The 22,282-nt window shown below is 35.1% G+C and carries 18 protein-coding genes and 2 pseudogenes; 16 read left to right on the top strand and 4 right to left on the bottom strand.

Features of this window, described 5'->3' with window-relative positions; all coding sequences use genetic code 11:
* Nucleotides 1-170 precede the first annotated feature (170 nt).
* The 5 genes from Q5794_RS09490 (at nt 171) to nfsA (ending at nt 3,351) form a co-directional block, all read left to right on the top strand.
* Complete coding sequence (locus Q5794_RS09490; protein WP_214987771.1) at nt 171-833, top strand: sigma-70 family RNA polymerase sigma factor; 663 nt, start codon at nt 171-173, stop codon at nt 831-833.
* 146 nt (nt 834-979) lie between these two features.
* On the top strand, nt 980-1,123 hold the full coding sequence (locus tag Q5794_RS09495) for a hypothetical protein (protein WP_192997680.1): 144 nt from the start codon (nt 980-982) through the stop codon (nt 1,121-1,123).
* Nucleotides 1,124-1,185: 62 nt separating this feature from the next.
* Entirely contained in the window at nt 1,186-1,506 is a 321-nt protein-coding gene (locus Q5794_RS09500) for a YbjQ family protein (RefSeq protein ID WP_192997681.1), read from the top strand.
* 2 nt (nt 1,507-1,508) lie between these two features.
* Nucleotides 1,509-1,739: a hypothetical protein gene (locus Q5794_RS09505; protein ID WP_251034199.1), complete on the top strand. Its 231-nt coding sequence runs from the start codon at nt 1,509-1,511 to the stop codon at nt 1,737-1,739.
* Nucleotides 1,740-2,610: 871 nt separating this feature from the next.
* Nucleotides 2,611-3,351: an oxygen-insensitive NADPH nitroreductase gene (gene nfsA, locus Q5794_RS09510; RefSeq protein ID WP_214987773.1), complete on the top strand. Its 741-nt coding sequence runs from the start codon at nt 2,611-2,613 to the stop codon at nt 3,349-3,351.
* A 233-nt stretch (nt 3,352-3,584) separates the two neighbouring features.
* On the opposite strand, the gene Q5794_RS09515 is transcribed toward nfsA, so the two are convergent.
* Nucleotides 3,585-3,944, bottom strand: a complete 360-nt coding sequence (locus tag Q5794_RS09515) for a helix-turn-helix domain-containing protein (RefSeq protein WP_214987775.1) — start codon at nt 3,942-3,944, stop codon at nt 3,585-3,587.
* Between the two features lie 225 nt (nt 3,945-4,169).
* On the opposite strand from Q5794_RS09515, the gene Q5794_RS09520 reads away from it, so the two are divergent.
* Nucleotides 4,170-4,904, top strand: a complete 735-nt coding sequence (locus Q5794_RS09520) for an NADPH-dependent F420 reductase (RefSeq protein WP_215054705.1) — start codon at nt 4,170-4,172, stop codon at nt 4,902-4,904.
* A 744-nt stretch (nt 4,905-5,648) separates the two neighbouring features.
* Here Q5794_RS09520 and brnQ read toward each other — a convergent pair.
* Complete coding sequence (gene brnQ, locus Q5794_RS09525) at nt 5,649-7,001, bottom strand: branched-chain amino acid transport system II carrier protein (RefSeq protein WP_214987779.1); 1,353 nt, start codon at nt 6,999-7,001, stop codon at nt 5,649-5,651.
* A gap of 852 nt (nt 7,002-7,853) precedes the next feature.
* Here brnQ and Q5794_RS09530 point away from each other — a divergent pair.
* The 3 genes from Q5794_RS09530 to Q5794_RS09540 all read left to right on the top strand — a co-directional run bounded on the left by Q5794_RS09530 (nt 7,854) and on the right by Q5794_RS09540 (nt 11,706).
* The gene (locus Q5794_RS09530) at nt 7,854-8,906 is read left to right on the top strand and encodes a Gfo/Idh/MocA family oxidoreductase (RefSeq protein WP_214987781.1); all 1,053 of its coding nucleotides are present in this window, start codon (nt 7,854-7,856) and stop codon (nt 8,904-8,906) included.
* A 188-nt stretch (nt 8,907-9,094) separates the two neighbouring features.
* The gene (locus Q5794_RS09535; RefSeq protein ID WP_374989017.1) at nt 9,095-10,519 is read left to right on the top strand and encodes a sugar porter family MFS transporter; all 1,425 of its coding nucleotides are present in this window, start codon (nt 9,095-9,097) and stop codon (nt 10,517-10,519) included.
* A 191-nt stretch (nt 10,520-10,710) separates the two neighbouring features.
* Nucleotides 10,711-11,706, top strand: a complete 996-nt coding sequence (locus Q5794_RS09540; protein WP_192997688.1) for a LacI family DNA-binding transcriptional regulator — start codon at nt 10,711-10,713, stop codon at nt 11,704-11,706.
* Nucleotides 11,707-11,973: 267 nt separating this feature from the next.
* On the opposite strand, the gene Q5794_RS09545 is transcribed toward Q5794_RS09540, so the two are convergent.
* Nucleotides 11,974-12,216, bottom strand: coding sequence for a hypothetical protein (locus Q5794_RS09545; protein ID WP_214987784.1), 243 nt, complete (start codon nt 12,214-12,216; stop codon nt 11,974-11,976).
* Nucleotides 12,217-12,372: 156 nt separating this feature from the next.
* Between Q5794_RS09545 and Q5794_RS09550 the strand changes: the two are divergent.
* The 3 genes and pseudogenes from Q5794_RS09550 (at nt 12,373) to Q5794_RS09560 (ending at nt 14,576) form a co-directional block, all read left to right on the top strand.
* Nucleotides 12,373-13,643 (top strand): annotated as a pseudogene (locus Q5794_RS09550) (damage repair protein).
* A gap of 1 nt (nt 13,644) precedes the next feature.
* Nucleotides 13,645-13,977 carry a YolD-like family protein gene (locus Q5794_RS09555; RefSeq protein WP_214987790.1) on the top strand — a complete coding sequence of 111 codons (333 nt, stop codon included), beginning with the start codon at nt 13,645-13,647 and terminating at the stop codon, nt 13,975-13,977.
* Between the two features lie 287 nt (nt 13,978-14,264).
* Nucleotides 14,265-14,576 carry a hypothetical protein gene (locus Q5794_RS09560; protein ID WP_192997691.1) on the top strand — a complete coding sequence of 104 codons (312 nt, stop codon included), beginning with the start codon at nt 14,265-14,267 and terminating at the stop codon, nt 14,574-14,576.
* 494 nt (nt 14,577-15,070) lie between these two features.
* On the opposite strand, the gene Q5794_RS09565 is transcribed toward Q5794_RS09560, so the two are convergent.
* Entirely contained in the window at nt 15,071-16,051 is a 981-nt protein-coding gene (locus Q5794_RS09565; protein ID WP_374989018.1) for an aldo/keto reductase, read from the bottom strand.
* 190 nt (nt 16,052-16,241) lie between these two features.
* Between Q5794_RS09565 and Q5794_RS09570 the strand changes: the two genes are divergently transcribed.
* From Q5794_RS09570 to ppsA, 4 genes and pseudogenes are all read left to right on the top strand, one after another.
* A complete protein-coding gene (locus Q5794_RS09570; RefSeq protein WP_374989019.1) occupies nt 16,242-17,108 on the top strand; it encodes an AraC family transcriptional regulator N-terminal domain-containing protein in 867 nt (288 codons plus the stop codon).
* A gap of 314 nt (nt 17,109-17,422) precedes the next feature.
* A pseudogene (hmpA, locus tag Q5794_RS09575) lies at nt 17,423-18,643 on the top strand (NO-inducible flavohemoprotein).
* 249 nt (nt 18,644-18,892) lie between these two features.
* Nucleotides 18,893-19,276: a hypothetical protein gene (locus Q5794_RS09580; RefSeq protein ID WP_214987796.1), complete on the top strand. Its 384-nt coding sequence runs from the start codon at nt 18,893-18,895 to the stop codon at nt 19,274-19,276.
* Between the two features lie 346 nt (nt 19,277-19,622).
* Nucleotides 19,623-22,229, top strand: coding sequence for a phosphoenolpyruvate synthase (gene ppsA / locus Q5794_RS09585; protein WP_214987799.1), 2,607 nt, complete (start codon nt 19,623-19,625; stop codon nt 22,227-22,229).
* Nucleotides 22,230-22,282 lie beyond the last annotated feature (53 nt).

Raw genomic sequence — 22,282 nt, forward strand, 5'->3', positions numbered from 1 at the left:
TCTATCAGTGTATATATAAAATAAAGACACATATGAAATTTTGTGTAATCTCTCTCTCTTCTTTCTATCTAAATATTCTTTTTACTCTTTGCTTTTTCGACATTTTTTATACCTTCTCTTTTTTATAATATAAAGTGCATAGAAAGCATAAGACAAGAGGAGGAACGCAAATGAACATATTAGCCAACGTAAAATCAAGAGAAGAAAAGACAATTTTAAGTGATGAAGAGAGTGTTCAAGCGTTTCAACTGGGTGACGAGGTTGCTTTCAACTTATTAGTAAAGAAATATGAGTATTTAGTCTGTTCGAAAGTAAAAGTATACTTCCTATTAGGAGGAGATCGAGAGGATCTCTTACAGGAGGCAAAGTTAGGATTATATAAAGCTGCGCGAGATTTTAGAATAGAAGGGAAGAGTTCATTTAGAGGCTTTGCGGAGCTATGCATTACACGTCAACTTATTACAGCTATAAAGGCAGGGAATCGTCAAAAACACTCGCCTTTAAATAATGCTCTTTCTTTAAACGTATCTAGAAATTCAAAACGAGCAGAAGATGACATAACCCTTATGGAGATACTTCCTCATCCACACACAGTATGTCCGGAAAAGGCGGCTGTAGAAAGTGAGAATAAAAGAGAGAGAGAACAAATCTTGCAAGAAATGTTATCAGCCATCGAACAAAACGTGTTTGCCCTATACATAAATGGACAAACATATATGCAAATCTCTAAAAAACTAGATCTTTCCCACAAAACAGTAGATAATGCACTTTGCCGAATTAAGAAAAAGATGAAGAATCGAATGAAATACCTTTATTTACAGGAATCATCCTGACAAACACGGAATAAAAGAATAAAGTTACTGTAAGCAATGATGTTTAAAGGTGGAAAACATCTAGTACGTAGGTGTTTCTTTTTTTTATGGGTTCTTTTGATTTATCATAAAGATGATATTGATTAATCTAACAGAGGATGATGGCAATGGAAGAGCAACCAATTGTTAAACAGGTTTTAGGGACAGTGGCTTTTCCTTTTTTGAATAGAGAACAAAGTATTCTAGATAAAATAAAGAATATATTAAGTGAAAACTCTGTAGAGATACCAGTTTCTATAACAGTAAGTTGAGGAGAGCTAAAAGTTCATTTTAAATATCTTGTTAATATCATAAACAAAAGGAGAAATGGTTAATGATTATTGTTACAACAGAAAATGTGCCAAACTATAAAACAGTAGAAGTAAAGGGCCCTGTATTTGGATTAACTGTACGAGCAAGAGGGATTGGAAATGATATTCTTGCTGGGTTAAAGGGACTCATTGGTGGCGAAATTAGTCAATATACAGAAATGCTTGAGGACGCAAGGAAGCATGCGTTAGACCGTATGGTGAAAAACGCCCAAGTGATGGGTGCCAATGCAGTAATTATGATGCGCTTTGATTCTGGCGAAATTGGAAACAACATGAGTGAGATTGTGGCATACGGGACCGCAGTTATTGTAGAAGAGATGTAATAATGGTGAATATAATCATTATTTATTATGTAGTGATGAGTGTTGGTATCTTGGTTTTAGCCCTACTATCATGGCTTATTTGGGATAAACGCTTTCGAAACCGACATGGCCAGAATATACCGAATGGATTTATCCGTACAGATGAAGTTATGGTTGACCCGACAACAAATAAAAAACTGCGCGTGTACTACAGTCATCATACGGGAGAACGGTTTTATAAGGAAGAAAAATGAACTCTATTTCTACTTTACATAACAACTCTTTCCGGAAAACACAACGAAGGGAAACCCTTGAGCCACGAGAGGTTTGTTGAGTTCTCTCTTTATCGATTATGCAGCTTTTTATACATTCTTGATATGATAGCTTTTCCTCTTGAGGTAATTGAAGCTACGATGTATAAAAAGTGCATCTTTTATATGTTCTTACAGAAAAATATAGTCCATAAGGTAAAAAATGTGTTATTATATGTCTGCACATGCATTTTATAGTAAAAAGCCACCTGTCCTGCAAATACTGAGTGGCTTTTTATTTATATTGACAATATGTATTTGTATAAATCCTAATTTATTCGGATGGGGATTTAGTCAATGGTACTATAAGTTATCCGAAGTTGAAGGTGTAATAAGAGAGATTAAGGCTTGCTCAGAATGAATGAATACCCTTTATAAATAATAATTTATGTTTCTTTTTCAATGAAAAATCACTTTAATTAAGTAATGAAAGAGGCTGAATCTCTCTATTTAATACAGAGGGATTTAGCTTTTTTTGATGGGAATTTCTTAACGTTATAAACCTAGATTTCCTTACGTTATTCCAGTAACAGAGAGAAATAAAGCTCTTTTGAAGTTAGCGAGTATTGTCATACATCATGTCACCCACTTATGGAGTCTCTTGAAAAATTATTTTTACATACTCTTGGCATCTTTAAACCCTTTTCTTACCGTTAGGTACAAAAAATGGTACTAAGGCAATTAAAATTGCCCTCTTCATAAATAAGAGGAATGATTTTATTATTATCTTTGCAAATAGTCCTAATTCAAATCGATAATCATGAAAAAATTAGATGCGAATTTAATATTTAGGAAAGAAAGGGAGAATGTTAATATGAATAATACAATTGAATTACTTTCTAATCATACCTCTATTCGTTCTTTTACAGATCAACCTTTGACAGAGGAACAACGAGATGCAATCTTTAAGGCTGCTAATCAAACTTCATCTTTTAGTCTTCTACAGGCCGTTTCTATCATTAGGGTGTCAAATCCAGATCTTCGAAAACAAGTGATGAAACTCTCTGTCAATCAACCATATATTGAAGAAGCAGCAGAATTTTGGATTTTTTGTGCAGATTTTAACCGAAATCATCAAATAGCTTCCACAGTAGACCTAGACTATATTGAATACCTTTTAATAGGTTCATTTGATGCTGGGCTCATGGCTCAAAATGCCTTAACGGCAGCTGAATCAATGGGACTCGGTGGTGTCTATATCGGTGGAGTAAGAGCTAATATTGCAGAATTAACCGAGGTATTAAATTTGCCAAAGTATGTGGTTCCTCTAGTAGGTCTATGCATAGGCCATCCTGCAGGAGAGAAACCTGGACTAAAACCACGTTTGCCTCAATCAATGGTCATGTTTGACAATCAGTATCAATCACTGGATGAAGAAAAATTAGAAATGTATGACCAACAGATGCGTGAGTATTATCAGGATCGCCCTGTTAAAGCTCCTTTCACAGTAAAGAAAGTCAAGGGATGGAAAGATCATATTGAGGATCATCTTGAAAGAAGTAAACTTCCCTTTATGCTTGAGTATTTAAATAAACAAGGGTTTGCTAAAAAATAAACTTTCGCAATTTATGTAAAACAAACTAGGTTTCGAAGTGTTAATTCCTTTTCAATAGTATCTGAATTAGAACTGGCTCACATTAAAGTAATGGATTCTTACACAAATAGAAGTAGTGTTCCTTAAAACAATATTTAAGCGAAAGCAAAGAGCGTAAGCCCTATGAATGACAAAGGGTTTGCGCTCTTTGTTTTAACACTTTTTTATATAAGTTAGAACTCCTGCTTATTATTTTACTCAGGTTTCTCCCCAAATTTTTTGCCGAAGTTCTCCATCATATCAAGTATTGGGATAAATTCACGCCCTTTAGTTGTTAAGGAATATTCAACACGTGGAGGCATCTCTGGAAAAACTTCTCGCTTAATTAGTCCATCTGTTTCTAATTCTCTTAACTGTTTTGTAAGAGAACCTTGCGAAATATCCCATAAAAAAGCTTTAATTTCACTATAACGACGTTCTTTGGTTTTTAAAAACCAAAGGATAATATACTTCCAACGTCCTGAAAGTATATTTTGGGTATAGGCAATACCATATACTTCTCTTTGGTCTCTTATACACTCTTTGTCGAATCCATCCTTGCATATTCTTGACACCTTTTCACCTGCTTTCTACTGTTAGGTACAAAAAAATGTACTACGGCAATTTTTATTGCCTACTTTAAAAAAGTGAGAAATGATTTTATTCTAGTATATGTAACCAAAATACTCAATAAGCTTTTAATTTCTAATGAATATATGCTTAAGGTTTGATAGACATATAATTGTGCAACCTTAAGCAGAATAATTCTTTTATATACAAATTCTTGAGGAGGAATCATAATGAGATTTGGAATTATAGGTGCCGGATCAATTGGATCAATTATTTCTAAAAAATTAGTTGAGAATGACCATGATGTCAAAATTGCAGATGCAAGGGAAATGGAACATTTAGAAGGAAAAGAGCTTGCTGGAACGCCCGTGCGTGTAGAGGACGCAATTAAAAATATTGAAGTCCTTATAATATCTCTTCCTACAAAAGCGATACCAAGCATTCGGGACATTATCAATCAAGTTGAGGAGGAAGTAATCATTGTAGATACTTCAAATTATTATCCTTTTAGAGACGATGAAATTGAAGAAATTGAGAACGGTATGGTTGAAAGTGTTTGGGTTTTAAATCAATTAGGTAGACCGGTCATTAAAGCTTTCAACAACTTATTAGCCTATACTTTAGAAAATGAAGGCACATCCGAAGATTCTAGTGGACGAATTGCGATGGCAGTTGCTGGTGATGACCCTGCACAAAAACAAATAGTTAGGGACGTAGTAAACGAGCTAGGCTTCGACGCAGTAGATAGTGGTTCTTTAAATGATTCTTGGAGACAACAGCCAGGAACCCCTGCTTACTGCACAGAGCTAACAAAAGACGAACTCACAAAAGCATTGAAAAAGGCAAACAAAGAAAAAGCACCATTACTTCGCGACAAAGTGATAGAAAAATTTGCGGAAGAAAAGAAAGTTGAATTCTCACATAAGGATGTTGTGAGTCTAAACAGAGAAATATATAATTTGTAAAACAAAAGGTGCGCTCAGTTAGAGCGCACCTTTTTGACTGTATTCCTTTAATATTTTGAAACATAATCAAATGCCTCGTCCGTAAAAGTATACCTTTACAGACTTTTCTGTTATATAGAAAATCTATCATTTCCATCGTTCGTTTAAGTTAAAAAACGAATTACGAACGTCTTTTGAAAAGTATACACTTTTATGAAAATTTTTTTAGAATGATATAGATATAAGTTTAAAATAAGTATAAAAGTAGTAAGAGAACTTGTCTAAACATATAGTAAGAGCCGTTAAATAAATGACTGAATTATTCTTAGATCAATTTATAACTAATTTTAAAAAGCTAAGACCTTAAGAGATTTGATTGATCTTTACAAAAAAAGGGATATAGAAGCTTTTTTTATGTCTAAAAGCAGAAATCTAATAATATTTTAACAAAACATATATAATAAAAGAAACGCGTAAAAAGAGTCTTTTACTTCGTATAAGTAAAGGACTCTTTTTACATTTGCTTTATTATTTAAGAGGATTTTTAAGTAATTCATCTTCTTCGATTAAATTTTCTTTAATCTGATCCAAATACTAAGGCATCCATACAGCTATAATCTTGTGACGTTTTCTCCATAGTTATACTCCCTTATTTAGAAGTTAATTGAAGCTTCATTTTATACTAAGTGCCAAATAGCAATAAAATTAGGCTTCAAAGTGTTCACCTAAATACTTTAATTTAACCAGAGGAGTGAAGTGAAATTATCATTTATTTAACCTTGTTGATTTAGAAGTAAATTGCTCTTTGTTTTTAAATAAGTTAATTCCATAACCTGCAAGCCCACCAATAATTGCAGGGAATATCCAACCTAATCCAATATGGTAAAGAGGAAGATAGTAAGTAAATAATTGGTCAATACCAGGGATGTGTAAGCCAAAATCATTTAATCCATCTACCAGGCTTACAACAAATGTTAAGAATAGACTACCCTGGTATACCTCAGCGCATCCTTTAAATAAAGAATGAAGGAAAGTCAAAAAGATTAGAACTATTGCTAATGGATAGAGAACTGTTAAAACAGGTACTGAAAAAGAAATTAAATGATTTAATCCAACATTTGCGATGATTGCGCTAAACACAGATAAGCTAATCGCAATTTTCTTATAAGAAATAGAAGGTAATAATTTATGAAAATAAGAAGAGCATGAAGTAATAAGCCCTACGCTAGTTGTCAGACAAGCTACTGTGATCATTAAGCCTAATAGTAACCCTCCATATTCTCCAAAATAATAATCAGAGACTTTCGCTAACACCGTACCACCATTATCTAAATGCCCAAGTTTTTCTACACTTGAGGCGCCCATATATGAAAGGGCAGAATAGATAGTTGCAAGAATAATAGCAGCAATTCCTGTAGCTTTTAGGCAAACAGTTATAATTTGCTTCTTTGTTTTAGCGCCTTTCTCTTTAATTGCATTGATAATAATGATTCCGAAAACGAAAGATGCAAGAGTATCCATTGTTAGGTATCCTTCTTGGAACCCATTAAAAAAAGAGTTTGTTACATATTTTTCTGTAGGTGCTTGAAATTTTCCAATAGGATGAATAAAAGCAACTAGCACTAAAATTCCAATGAATGTTAATTTAATCGGTGTTAAGAATTTTCCGACAATATCGACAATTTTCGCAGGATTGAGAGAAAAAAAGCATGTAATACTGAAAAATATAATAGTAAATACGAGTAAAGCTATAGAACTAGAGCCTTCAGAAATGAAAGGTTTAAGTCCGATTTCAAAAGAGACGTTACCTGTTCGTGGGATAGCAAATAAAGGTCCAATAGCTAGATAAAGAACAGTTGTAAATACTAAACCAAAGATAGGATGTACGCGACTTGCTAATGATTGTAAATCTTCCTTTCCGGAGAATCCAAAAGCTAGTACACCAAGTAAAGGCAAGCCTACTCCAGTAACTAAAAAACCCGCATTTGCTGACCAGATATTTGCTCCCGCTGACTGACCAAGCATGGCAGGGAATATTAAATTTCCAGCTCCAAAAAATAATGCGAATAACATTAAACCAATGATTACTATAAAAGAAAACGGTACTTTGTTTGACACGGTGAAACCCCCATTAATAATATTCTTCATAAAAAATTAAATTTTCAGACAACTTAAATTGCAAATAACTTATCTTTTTTGTATTATAAACAGTCAAATTACATATTTCAATATAAAAAATAAATTTTTTTGATAAAATTTAAAAAATTATCAATTTTCCATTCATTATCCATTATTAAAATAAAAATAATATAAAATACCAAAACCTTTATTCGAAACGCGTACGTTAAGTAGGTTAATAAAGGCATTATTTTTAAAGAAAATTATAAATCATATTCAAAACGCGTATATTATCCTTTTAATTAATTTGATTGAATGATATGCAAATAAGTTAAGAAAGTTTGTAAATATAGTACTACGAAACTTATAAAACTTTTTAATATGAGCTAAGCATCTAAAAATAAAATTAATTATCTAATATCTATATATTTAATTTCTATAAAAACGAATTAAAAAAGAATATTTCCTTTTATCGTCTATCTTATAAGATCTAAAAGGTACAAGATAATAAGGCCAGTTTAGGCGACATAACACTCAAAATTATTTTCAATAACCATCTTTTTGAATGGTTTATAACCGATTTAAGGAAAAGGTTTTCCTTAAAATCGGTTATTTTCATTTCTTGTAAAAATCAACCTGAGTTTACAAGTGAACTAACCTACGGATGGCTAAACAGCTATTATAAGTGCTTATTTGCTGGTAAATAAGGATTTTATATTTAAATTCGAAAAATGTTGACTTTGTTATGAGAAGCTAATTATAATAAAAACACGAGGAAAACGTTTTCTTTTTATTTTTTGTGGTTTTATTTCTGAATATTCTAATTAAATTTTCGGAAGGTAGTGATTAAGAATGAGAAAAGTTAAAGTTGGCATCGTCGGATTAGGGAGATTAGGAAGAAAACATGCAGAAAATTTAGCGTTCCGAATCCCAAATTGTGAATTACTAGCCGTTTGCAGTGTGATCAAAGAAGAGGCTGAACAGGTACAGGAAGAATGGGGAGTTAAATATGCCTATACTAATTATGACGATATGATACAGAACAAAGAGGTAGATGCAGTTCTTATTGCTTCGCCATCGGGTTTTCATTGTGTGCAAATTGAGAAAGCCTTAAATGCTAATCTACATGTTTTTAGTGAAAAGCCTCTTGGTTTGTATCTAGAAGAAGCGTTACAAGTACAAGAAGCCGTTAACAAACATAAGGATAAGGTTTTTATGGTTGGATTTATGCGAAGATATGATAAATCGTATTCATACGCGAAGAAACAGATTGAAGAAGGAAAAATAGGAGATCCCGTCTTGATTCGTTGCTATGGTCTTGATCCTACAAAAGCAATTGATGGGTTCATGACATTTGCTAAGAACAACTATAGTGGCGGTCTATTCCTAGATATGGCTATCCATGATTTGGATTTAGCTAGATGGTACTTAAATTCAGAAGCTAAACGAGTGTGGGCTATTGGCGGATCTTACGGTTATCCTGAAATTAAAGAATTAAATGACGCAGAGACAGGTGCTGCCTTAGTGAAATTTGAAAATGATACAATGGGTATTTTTGTTGCGGGCCGTAACTGTGCACACGGATATCATATTGAAACTGAAATTATCGGGACAAAAGGAACTTTAAGAATTGGGACAACCCCAGAAAAGAATATGGTAACTGTATTTGATGAAAATGGAGCGATAAAAGAATGTTCAGATGGATTCTTAGAGCGATTTGAGCAGGCATACTTAAGTGAAGTTGAAGAGTTTATCTCTTGTATTAGAGAAAGTAGACAACCAAACGTCACAGTAGAAGATGGAGTATTATCCACCGCTTTAGGCTACGCTTGCAAAGAATCATTTGAAACAGGAGAACTCGTTTCAGTACAGTCGCCTTACAAAGTTGTGCCATCATCTTTATAATTGAATAGCCATGCTGTTACCTATAAGGGCACGTACTAGTTACTAGTATGTGTTTTCTGAAGTCCCTCTGAATAATAGGAAATTGGTTCCTTTGATATTGTAAGCGTTATCTCTAATTTGATTTTCTACTAATGTTATAAGCTCGTAGACATTACTCTGTATGTTTAATATGAGTAGGAGGAGAATGGATGTACATAGAGACAAAAGAGAAGAAACAGAACCCTAAAAGAATGGTACGAAAAATTGCTTTTATTTCCACATTCGGTGGTTTACTCTTTGGATATGATACTGGCGTTATAAACGGGGCATTACCGTATATGTCAGAAGCAAACCAGCTTGATTTAAATCCGTTTACACAGGGACTCGTCGCTAGCTCCCTTTTATTAGGTGCGGCTTTTGGTGCATTATTTGGCGGACGTTTATCAGATTATAATGGGCGTCGTAAAAACATCTTATATCTAGCATTACTATTTTTTGTAGCAACCCTTGGATGCACCTTTGCTCCAAACACTACGTTAATGGTCATTTGTCGGTTCGTTTTAGGAGTTGCTGTAGGTGGTGCATCTGTAACTGTCCCAACGTTTCTAGCTGAAATGTCACCAGCTGAAACAAGAGGACAGATTGTTACACAAAATGAATTAATGATTGTTACAGGTCAGTTTTTAGCTTTTACATGCAATGCAATCTTGGGCAATGTATTAGGAGATGTAGGGCATGTCTGGAGGTTCATGCTAGTGATTGCATCACTACCAGCTGTTGTATTATGGTTTGGAATGTTAATCGTTCCAGAGAGTCCTCGTTGGCTTGCATCAAAAGGCAGAATAGGTGATTCCTTAAGAGTCCTTAAACAAATCCGAGAGGAAAATCAGGCGAATATAGAACTGAAAGAAATTAAATCATCAGTTGAAAAAGAGTCCAAATTAGAAAAGTCTAGTTTCAAAGATTTGTCTATTCCTTGGGTACGTCGCATTTTATTTTTAGGAATTGGGATTGCTATCGTTAATCAAATTAACGGTGTGAACGCAATTATGTATTATGGAACAGAAATACTTAAGAATACAGGATGGGGAACCAAAGCAGCGTTAATTGGAAACATTGCCAATGGTGTTATTTCGGTAGTGGCGATGTTGGCTGGAATCTGGTTGCTTGGTAGGGTGAGAAGACGGCCAATGTTGATTATCGGTTTATGCGGTACTACCACGTCTCTTTTTCTCATTGGTTTTTTCTCTTTTATTCTCAATGGTTCCGCGGCACTTCCTTACATCGTTCTTTCTTTAACGGTTGTGTTTTTAGCTTTCATGCAGGGGGCTATAGGACCTGTAACATGGTTAACACTGGCGGAAATATTCCCATTAAGAATGCGCGGTCTTGGTATGGGCTTTAGTGTATTTTGGATGTGGATTGTTAATTTCTTAATCAGCTTGTCGTTCCCTGTGTTACTTAACACTATAGGCTTATCTACCACTTTTTTTGTATTTTGCGTACTAGGATTAGTAGCAATCGGATTCGTGAATAGGTATTTACCAGAAACGAAAGGGAAATCACTTGAAGAACTGGAATACTATTTCCGTTCCTATGATGACCAAGAATTAGAGAGCAAACAGGCAAGGTAATTTATTGAAAATCATTCTTTAATATGTACAAAAATTATAAATGGCGGACGAATAATGGTAGACAGCTTTGCTTTAGGCAAAGCTGTCTATTTATTAAATGGGATAGTTTATATGCTATAATGAATAAAATTAATCTATCGCAATACATACTTATTTATAAACTAAATACCTGAGTGATAGGGAGGGATCTTATGAAAATAACTATTCGCAGTGTGGCTCAAGAAGCAGGTGTTTCCATAGCAACGGTTTCAAAAGTCATTAATCATACAGGAAAGATTAGTGAAAAGACAAAAAAGAAAGTACTAGTAGCAATGGAGAAGCTTAATTATAAGCCTGATGCAGCTGCAGCTTCTCTAAGAGGGAAGCGAACAAAATTGATCGGCTTGCTCGTTCCGGATGTATCTAACCCTTTTTACTCTGAAATTGCAAGAAGTATTGAAGATCGTAGTCATGAATTAGGATTAAACGTTATGATGTGTAACACAGACAATGAGGTGAAAAAGGAAAAAACATACCTATCTTTATTGACTAGCCAACGAGTAGACGGCGTAGTGGTAGCCTCAGCTTTTAGAAGTACGCATTTGCTTGAAGAAATGATAAATAAGGGAGTACCTAGTGTCTTAATAGCTTCAGAAATACCCAGTTTGTCTATTAATACCGTAACAGTTGATGATTATAAAGGTGGATACTTAGCTACTTCATATTTATTATCTTTAGGGCATAAGAAAATTGGGGTTATTTCAGAAGATGTGCGAAGTAATACACCACGTTTAGCAGCATACAAAGATATAATTCAAGAAGCAAAACTTCCTATAAGAGATGAATACATAATAAAAACAGAAGCTACTATTCAAAAAGGATATGAAAGTGCTAAGCAGCTTCTTTCGTTGGACGACAAACCTACTGCTATCTTTGCTTGTAATGACCTATTAGCAGCTGGCGTCATACAGGCTGCAAAAGAAGCAAATTTAAATCTTCCTGAAGATTTATCAATTGTAGGGTTTGATAATACTGTGCTGTCTACTACCACTTCTCCCATGCTTACTACGGTTTCTCAACCTATGAAAGAGATGGGGGCAAAAGTAGTCGATTTATTACTTCAAGAAATGGAGGAATCTAAGCCCCATAAAGAGCGCTTACTTCTATCTCCTGAATTAGTTATTAGACAATCAACAGCTTACCTTTAGTCAAAATACTTTTCTAATATAAAATTACTTTGTAGAAACACAAATATTTCTGTTTTCTTTGAATCATTATCTTATGGTACTTAACTTAAGTATTTAGAGGATAAGTAACAATGACCGTTTTTTTTGCTTTTAAAATACGTAATAAATCTTGTATATACTTAAAAGACCTTATTAACAAATTAATTAAGGTCTTTTTATCTTTATTGCTTATTACGATTAAATTGAATGATATATATTACCTTAAAAGCACTTTATTTAACCTTATCTTTATCTTTTTCTTTTGAAGCCAAAACTCACCATATAAGCTATTACTAAGGAGATAACAGCAGCAATACTAAACTTTATGTAAGAAACCTCTAAAGCCCAAGGACCATATTTCTTTATATTTAAACGATACATAGACCACCACTGTCCATTTTCACCTTTAAAAAATGAGAAAAGAATCCATAAAAGAACTAAAAACAAAAACCATGATAAAAAGATGATATAATTAGGCATTTTTCTATTCATAGGTCACCCCTCCGTTCTTCCGATTTATATGCGATGTTCTTTTCTCTTATTATAGTAACAAAAACCGGGAAAAATTTGAGATTTTTATTGAATAAAGAACGTTTGTTCGTGTACAATATAGAGAACGAAAGTTCTTTTATTTAAGGAGTTATTCCAATGGATTATGAACACCTGCCAAACAGAGTCATTATTTGTATTGATATGAAAGCATTCTTTGCTTCTGTTTCATGCGTGATACGTAGGCTAGATCCATTAAAAACAAAGTTGGCAGTTGTAGGAGATACAAAGCCGTCGGGATCAGTTGTGTTAGCTGCCACACCCTTATTAAAGAAAGAAGGGATCAAAACAGGCAGCCGTCTTTTCGACATTCCTAGAAGGAAAGATATCCATGTCGTAAATCCATCCATGGAGAGGTATATCAAGGCTTCGAACTATATTTCTAGTTTAGTGTTACAGTATGTGGCTCCTGAAGATTTCCATGCGTATAGCGTTGATGAGTTGTTTATTGATTCGACAACTTCTTTACATTTATTCGCTCGCACACCAGAAGAATTAGCCCGTAAAATCATCAACGAGATTTATCGTAAGACACGGCTTACAGCCACTGCAGGAATCGGTCCGAATCTTTTACTGGCTAAGGTGAGCTTAGATCATGAGGCCAAGAATAGCCCAACAGGGGTAGCTTATTGGCGATACGAAGATATTCCTTTTAAATTATGGTCGATTCACCCAATGAAGGATTTTTGGGGAATCTCATCCGCTACGGAAAGACGCTTAAATCTTTTGGGCATTCACTCCATAAAGGAACTCGCTCTTTCTTCTGTAGAGATATTACGTAAAGAATTTGGTGTCTTAGGAGAAGAAATCCACCAACATGCAAATGGAATTGATTTTAGTCGCATTTCTGACGTGTATATTCCGAGCTCTCGATCATTCGGGAAGAGTCAAATTCTGTTTCGAGACTATACAAATCGAAAAGAAGTGGAATTGCTGCTATTAGAGCTGTTAGACGATGTGTGCTTTCGTTTACGTATGCATCAAGTCGTGGCACAAACTATTCATTTATCCATTGGCTACAGCAAACAAACAGGTGGGGGCTTCTCAAGGCAAAAAAAATGGGACGAGCTTCGAGTTTAAGTCAAGATATTTTCCCTTATTGTTTAACGATTTTATATACGTTTGATAGCGGAATGCCAATTCGTTCTACTGGGATTTCATTATCGAACACCCTTATTCAAGAAGAGGAGCAAATGAGTTTATTTGAAGATATTGAGCAGCGCGAAAGAGCCTATGCACTTGCTAAAACGATTGATGAAATACGGATGCGTTATGGGAAGAATAGTGTTTTGCGAGCTTCAAGCCATCTCGGGCATTCAACAGCTCGTTATCGAAACGGCCTTTTAGGAGGTCATAAAGGAGGAAGATGATATGCAAAACAGAGGAATGAAAAAATGGAGACCATTCGCCACTATGCCAGAGCAATACATAGGATTACAGGAAATCATAAAAAAGCAATCAGAGATACCTCAACCTTCTTTAACAGAAGATCAAATGGAACAAATTAATTTCACCTTAATTGAAGCCTTACATACAAATAAACAATTCTACCTTACATATTATAAGAGAGGTCAATGCATAACGGAGACAGGATTCATTCAGTTTGTTGACTCCCTAGGGGAACTAATTGTCTTCATTGATGATGTATTTAAGTTAAAGAATAAAATGAGATTAAACGTACTTATCGATGTTCGCTTCGTATAAGTTAAATACATGAAGACAGTAAATATAAACGATTATAAGAAGCCAGCTTTCTCTTTGAGCGTACCCAACTATGCTGTTACTTTGTTGAGAAGAAATCAAATTTATAAGTGTTCTTTTTTAACAAACAGAAGATTTACGTATTAGATTTTTTGTGAAAAATTAGGTCTAAACTTTTACTAATCATTAATTTATAATAAAAAGGAAAAACCATTTTTTTCTTAATTGGATCATATAGGAAATATAATGCGTGCATAATCTAAAATTAGTTTTTTAGGGGAGAAACAACAATGAATTATACGTACAACCATTTAGAGAATACAAAAAAAGAAGAAGGACAAAAAGAGTTACTTGAAAGAAACCTTGAAGCTCATAGAAATAGAAGATGGGTAATCAACTCCATTTACGCTATGTCCCTACTCATAGTCATGCTGTGTTTCTATTTTGATGTACCACAAGCTGTAATCATTACTATAATCTTATTTTGTATATGCACAACTAGCGAAATACTATATAGAGCGTTAGATAAAAAGATAGAACTGCGCTTAAAACGGATTAAACAGGAGAAAAGAAAGATTATATTTAAAGGGAATAAACCCTAACAGCTTTTCTATAAATTCCTTTCTACTATACAAGTTTCAGATGGTTTTTGGGCCCTGCTATTCCTTGTAATATTGATTACACACACATATTAGAATAAAAAGAAGTTACCAAGGGGTGACTTCTTTTTTATTTATGGTTATTCACGTCATTCTTATCTTTCATAAGGATCTGCTTTAATCGTTAGGGAATATTATAACTTCTCGTCCAATTTATAAAGAGATATGTGAAGACAATGATAAGCATATAAAAGACAGGTACAACTTGCATCACTACCTACTCTTTATTTACTTAAACAGCTACATAGTATCTAAAGAATTACGACTTCGTTACCTACTCATTCGGCCTTTATAGTGGCTAGAGTTCTATATCATATACAGAACTAATTTAAATAAACATATTATCAAATTAAAATAAAAAGCCACCTCTAATTACTATAGAGAGGTAGCCCATAATGAAAGTTCAATAGAGATAGAAACACGTTAATCGGTCATTATTAATTATGGCCAACTACTGAGTGTGGTACATATGGCTCTTCAAGAAACGCAATTTCCTCATCTGTTAGCTTAACAGATAAAGCACCTACAGCATTTTCAAGATGTGATATTTTCGTAGCACCAATTATAGGAGCTGCTACCAATTCTTTCTGTAGTAACCAGGCAAGTGCGATGTGTGTGCGAGGTATACCATGTTTTTCTGCCATGAATGCTACTCGCTCTACAACCAATCGATCTGCGTCCACAGTCGCATCGTATTTAGATTTTTGAATTTGATCTGTCTCGGAACGATGTGTTGTTACTGACCAGTCACGTGTTAATCTCCCAGATGCAAGAGGGCTATATGGAGTGACACCAATTTTCTCTTCCTTACAAAGAGGCAACATTTCTCGTTCTTCTTCACGGTATATTAGATTTAAATGGTTCTGCATGGACACAAACTTAGTCCAACCATTTTTTTCAGCCACATGTAATGCCTTTTGAAACTGCCAAGCGTACATGGCAGAAGCACCAATATATCTTGCTTTGCCAGCCTTCACCACGTCATGTAATGCTTCTATCGTTTCTTCAAGAGGGGTAGTGTAATCCCAGCGATGGATGATATAAAGATCTACATAATCAGTTTCCAACCTCTTAAGACTTTTATCAATTTCACCCATAATTGCTTTTCTGGAAAGACCAGAGCCGTTTGGACCTTTATGCATTTGTCCGTGTACTTTAGTTGCTATGACAACTTCATCACGATTAGCATAATCCTTAAGAGCTCGTCCAAGATATTCCTCACTTGTACCCAGTGAGTATACATTTGCTGTATCAAAAAAATTAATCCCTAAGTCCAGGGCTTTTTTTATAACAAGGCGAGAGTCCTCTTCATTAAGCACCCATTGATGAAGCCATTTGTTGGCGTCCCCAAAACCCATACATCCAAGACAAAGTCGAGATACATCTAAGCCTGTATTACCAAGTTTTACATATTCCATTTAACTGCTTCCTCTCTCTTAGTTATTTATCACATTTCTCGTGACTTATTTACGGTTAATTATGTCATAAATAATAAAGAAACCATTAGCACATTGCTATCAAGTTTTTGCCTAATCCTCTTAGGTCCTCTTACTTAATCAATGAATATCCGTTATAATAAACCAAAAATAAATAAAAGGAGAATAAGTTATGTCTAACAACCCCTATAAACAGCAACATGAACTTGCTAAACTTATTGAACGCTTTTCGAAGCAGGATGGTGTTCACTCTACTACTATTCCATCTTTATTTCTCATCCGCGAATCCATTATTACTGAACCCATTTCTAGAGTTAACGAGCCATCCTTTTGCATTATCCTCCAAGGAGAGAAGGAGGTATTATTGGGAGAAGAACGTTTTTTATACGGTTCTGGTCATTATATTGTGGCATCTGTTGACTTGCCAGTTACAGGTCAAGTCATCAAAGCCTCAGCCGAGTCCCCATATTTAGCCTTGAAACTTGAATTTACCTCTAGCCAGGTTTTAGAGATCTTAAATGGTACAGATATTAAAACGGGGCAAGGAAAGAACGTAAAACGAGGTATGTATGTTAGCAAAATAGAACCATCTTTGCTAGACGCTCCAAAACATATCCCTGTTCTCGCCCCTTTATTAAAAAAAGAAATTCTCTATTGGATTCTACATGGTCCACACGGCGAAGCACTTGAACAAATGGCGTTAGAAGGTAGCCATGCCTCTAGAATAAGAGAGGTTATAGACCATATTATTAATAACTATGGAGAGTCTTTTCGTATTGAAGAGCTTGCTGAAATAGCGAATATGAGTGTTTCATCGCTACACCGGTATTTTAAAGAGGTAACGGCAATGAGCCCTATTCAGTTTCAAAAACAACTGAGATTGCAGGAGGCAAGGCGCTTGTTATTAACAGAATTAACAGATGTAGCCGAGGCCGCATTCAGGGTGGGATACGAAAGTCAATCGCAATTTAGTCGAGAATATTCCCGAATGTTTGGTTTTCCACCTAGAGTAGATATAAGCCGAATAAGAGAAAACTAAGTTTATTAAATGAAGAAACACTGCAGATTGTGAAAGATTGCACTTAAAGTAAAGGGTCCTTTAGTGCGATAAGAAATAGTAATTTTAAAATCTTCAAAAATCTGTCGCTTTAATGGAATAAAGAACATAAAAATGATTATTGATGCAGTGGTAAAAACCATTAAAATAACAGATTTTTTAAATGAGATTAAGTGAATTAATTGATGTTCATTTCACGTAATAAAAAGGTTTATTTACATAAAATTCCCATACATAATTAGTATAAGCTTAAAGAGTAGTTAACCATTTTTCATAGATTCACTTAACGATGTTATATGCTTGATTCTAAAACGATTGAAATTGTCCAATCAACAGTGCCAGTTTTGAAGGAACATAGTAAACAAATAGGAAAGAGATTTTATGAATTGTTATTTGAAAAAGCGCCAGATTTGTATAATATGTTCAATCAAACAAATCAAAAAAGAGGAATTCAACAGGAAGCATTAGGCTATGCCGTGTATGCTGCAGGGGAACATATTACAAACTTAGAAGCCATTAAACCTGTAATTGAACGAATTTCACAAAAGCATCGTGCGATAGGGGTAAAGGCAGAACAATATCCAGTCGTTGGTGAAACTTTACTTCAAGCAGTAAAGGATGTTTTGGGAGATACAGCTTCAGATGAGATTATTGAAGCATGGGGAAAAGCGTACGGATATATTGCCGATGCTTTTATTGAGCTAGAAGAAGCTCTTTACGAAGAGACAGAAAGTCAATCTGGAGGTTGGGGAGGGTATCGAAGCTTTTATATAGATAAGAAGGTATAAGAAAGTGATAACGTAACATCTTTTTATTTAAAAGCTAAAAATGAGAAAGAAATTGCCTCTTATAAAGCAGGACAATACCTTACATTAGCAGCAAATGTTCCAGGAGAGAAATACACGCATATTCGTCACTATAGTCTTTCTGAAGCCCCTGGAAAGGATTATTATCGAATCAGTGTAAAACGAGAAGATGCGCATGACGGTGCGCCAGCAGGAATCGTGTCAAACTATTTACATAAACAAGTTCAAACAGGAGATACTCTTAAGTTCTCAGCTCCTGCTGGAGATTTTGTACTTGATCACAGTGAACTTCCCGTTGTACTAATCAGTGGATGTATAGGCATTACGCCTTTGCTTAGTATGCTGAATACCATTGTAGAAAAACAACCTACACGTAAGGTTACCTTTCTTCATGCAAGTATTAATGGTAAAACGCATGCTTTTAAAGAACATGTGGCTCAACTAAACAGAAATAACGAAAATGTTACCTCCTTCATCTTTTATAGTTCGCCTAATGAAGGGGATCGACTTGGTACTGATTTTGATAAAGAAGGTTATATTGATTTAGAATTGTTACAATCCGTTGTTCCTTCAAAAGAAGCTGTCTTTTATTTCTGTGGATCGATTCCGTTTATGGAAGCTATTCTTAAAGCATTACGTAGATGGGATATACCAAACGAACGTATTCATTACAAGGTATTTAGCCCTGTAGCCATTTTAGGAGAAAAATAAAGAAGTAATTGTTACCAGTAAACAGAAAATGTTCGATTAAAACACACGTCCTGTTTAAATAAATATGCTGTAAAAAAGCACTCATAAGCGTGCTTTTTTACTTTGCCTTAAAGAATGATTCTACAAACGATCATGATACATATAAGTATTTCTACACTCTCTGCGTACAAAAAACTAGAAAAAATTCCCTTTGGTAATTTATAATAATAGAAAACTATGTCGAATCCTAAATATTGGAGAGATTACTATATGAGAAGAATACTTCCTTTTATAATTTTTAGCGTTTATTGCATTCCATACGTTTATTTATCTATGCGAAAAGATTTTGAGGATGATTCAAAGGTAAACTATATAATCATGGCCATAGTTACAGTAGCACTGTCTTATCTAAGTGGGCTTATTAGAGCGGATTTATCACTTATTTTAGGAAATATAATTTCTTTTAGTACTTCATATTTTTATAACGCATTAAGGCTTCCTGATTCTAAATGGGAGAAATATTTTTCGCCCTTTAATTCTGTCGAACAAGTAGTACTGATAAGCCTTGCGGCGCTTGTGCTGCAGGTAATTATTTATACACTTGCTAGAAAACGAGCGAAGAGATACATTCGTAATACTATGGTTTCGGAATAGTTCAAAAAAAGAGAGTTAGTCATCTAATGAGCTAGACTCTTCAGGTGACCAAATGAAAGAAGGGTTAAAATGAGGAGAGTTGCTGAAATTTTATCCTATAAAAAGAAAGTGCTAAATGAGGAAGATCAACAAATACTTCAAACGTGTACTTACCTGCTTTAAAAAGGATACGAATCAATTAGATAAGTTAGTTATACAACTTTTAAATATGTAACCGCAAACAAAAAGGTATGTATTTCTCTTCCTACTTTAATTATATCACATAAAAAAACGTCGATATAGACTGTTTATTCTCATTTACTGCTGGTAAAATCAATAAAACATTACCGGTTAGGAGAGATGTTGAATGAACTCTTTAGTTCTTAGCTTTCAAGAAATAAAAGATACACAGCTTTCACTTGTTGGAGGAAAAGCCTTAAATTTAGGGGCGTTATCAAAAATTCAAGGAATACAAGTACCGGACGGATTTTGTGTGACAGCGGCCGGGTATCAAAAAGCCCTTGAACAAAATGAAACGTTTCAAGCGTTACTGAACCAGCTGACGATGTTAAAAGCTGATGACCGAGATCAAATTGGTGAAATTAGCGAAAAAATTCGCCAAATCATTCTGGAAATAAAAATTCCTTCTGACGTTGTAAAAGCAGTTATTCATTCTCTCTCTCAGTTTGGGGAAGAGCATGCTTATGCAGTTCGTTCAAGTGCGACTGCTGAAGATTTGCCACATGCTTCTTTTGCTGGTCAGCATGACACCTATTTAAACATCAGAGGCAAAGAAGCCATTCTGCAGCACATTAGCAAATGCTGGGCTTCCCTGTTTACAAATCGCGCGGTAACCTACCGTATTAAAAATGGATTTGACCATAGTCAAGTGCACGTATCGGTTATTGTTCAACGAATGGTTTTTCCGCAGGCTTCAGGTATTTTATTTACCGCTGACCCAATTACTTCTAACCGAAAGCTGTTATCAATCGATGCGGGATTTGGACTTGGAGAAGCGCTAGTGTCAGGTTTGGTCTCTGCCGATTGCTATAAAGTAAAAGAAGGAGAAATCGTCGATAAAAAAATAGCAGCTAAAAAGGTAGCTATTTACGGATTAAAAGAAGGCGGAACAGAAACGAAGGAAGTTCATTTCGATCTGCAAAAAACGCAAGCGCTCACTGACTCTCAAATTTTACAGCTAGAACGCGTTGGAAGACAGCTTGAAGCTTATTTTGATTGTCCTCAAGATATTGAATGGTGCTTGGCTGATGATACATTTTATATTGTCCAAAGTCGTCCAATTACTACTCTATATCCAATTCCTGAAGCACATGATCAGGAAAATCGCGTGTATGTATCTGTGGGACATCAACAAATGATGACCGATGCCATGAAACCACTGGGATTGTCTTTTTTTCTGTTAACGACTAATGCACCGATGCGTACAGCCGGTGGAAGGCTGTTTGTTGATGTCACCCCTATGCTGGCTTCACCTGACAGCAGAAAAATGATGTTAGGCGCCATGGGACAACATGATCCGCTCATGAAAGACGCACTTACAAGCATAATAGAGCGAGGAGACTTTATAAAACCTTTACCAAATGATCAAAGTTCTGGTAAAAGCAATAAAAGCGTTCCCTCTACGAAGCCTAAGGCGCAAATGGAAAACGACTCGACCATCGTTTCTGACTTGATCAAGAAGAATCAAGCATCAATAGAAGAGCTAAAACAAACCATCCAGACGAAATCTGGGTCGGAATTAGTCGATTTTATTTCAGAAGATATCGGGACATTAAAGAAGATTTTATTTGACCCACAAAGTTCAGCTGTGTTTATGGCCGCTATGGATGCTTCATCATGGATCAATGAAAAAATGGAGACGTGGCTAGGTGAAAAAAACGCAGCAGATGCGCTTTCTCAATCTGTACCAAACAATATTACTTCAGAAATGGGTCTGGCGCTATTGGATGTCGCAGATGTGATTCGTCCTTATCCAGAAGTCATCCATTATTTACAGCACGTAAAAGATGATAACTTTTTGGAGAAACTGGTTAAGTTTGAAGGCGGACAGGAAACTCAAGTCGCTATCTATGATTATCTCAGCAAATACGGAATGCGATGCCCCGGCGAAATCGATATTACGAAAACTCGCTGGAGCGAAAAGCCGTCTGCACTTATCCCTGTGATTCTTGGTAATATTAAAAACTTTGAGGCTAACGCTAGCAAGCAAAAATTTGAAAAAGGCCTGCAGGAAGCCTTGAAAAAAGAGCAAGAGCTATTAAACCGCTTGAAGCAATTGCCGGATGGTGAACAAAAAGCAAAAGAAACAAAAGAAAAGATTAATCTCATCCGAAATTTTATCGGTTATCGTGAATATCCCAAATACGGCATGATTAATCGCTATTTTGTTTATAAGCAGGCTCTGCTGAAAGAAGCCGCTCAGCTTGTAAAAGCCGGTGTTATTTCTGAAACAGAAGATATATACTATCTGACGTTTGACGAACTTCAAGAAGTCGTGCGCACACATAAAGTGAATGATCAAATCATCACCAAGCGAAAAGAAGAATACCAATTATACACAAAGCTAACATCTCCGCGTGTAATCACATCTCATGGCGAAATTGTTACAGGTGCGTACAAACGAGAAAATCTTCCGTCCCAAGCAATTGTAGGTTTACCGGTTTCTTCAGGAGTGATTGAAGGGCGAGCGCGCGTCATTTTAAACATGGAAAATGCTAATCTATCAGATGGAGATATATTAGTCACTTCCTTTACTGACCCTAGCTGGACCCCGTTATTTGTAGGAATAAAGGGGCTTGTTACGGAAGTTGGCGGACTGATGACTCATGGAGCAGTCATTGCACGTGAATACGGATTGCCAGCGGTTGTCGGAGTAGAGAATGCTACTCGGCTGATAAAAGACGGACAGCGAATTCGCGTACATGGAACAGATGGGTATATTGAAATATTGTAAAAGCTAAAGATGCTTGCGCTGTTTTTCTTCTTTTTACCTAATTAATAGATGAA

It is taken from the genome of Priestia megaterium (assembly GCF_041941685.1).
Classification (GTDB): Bacteria; Bacillota; Bacilli; order Bacillales; family Bacillaceae_H; genus Priestia; species Priestia megaterium_C.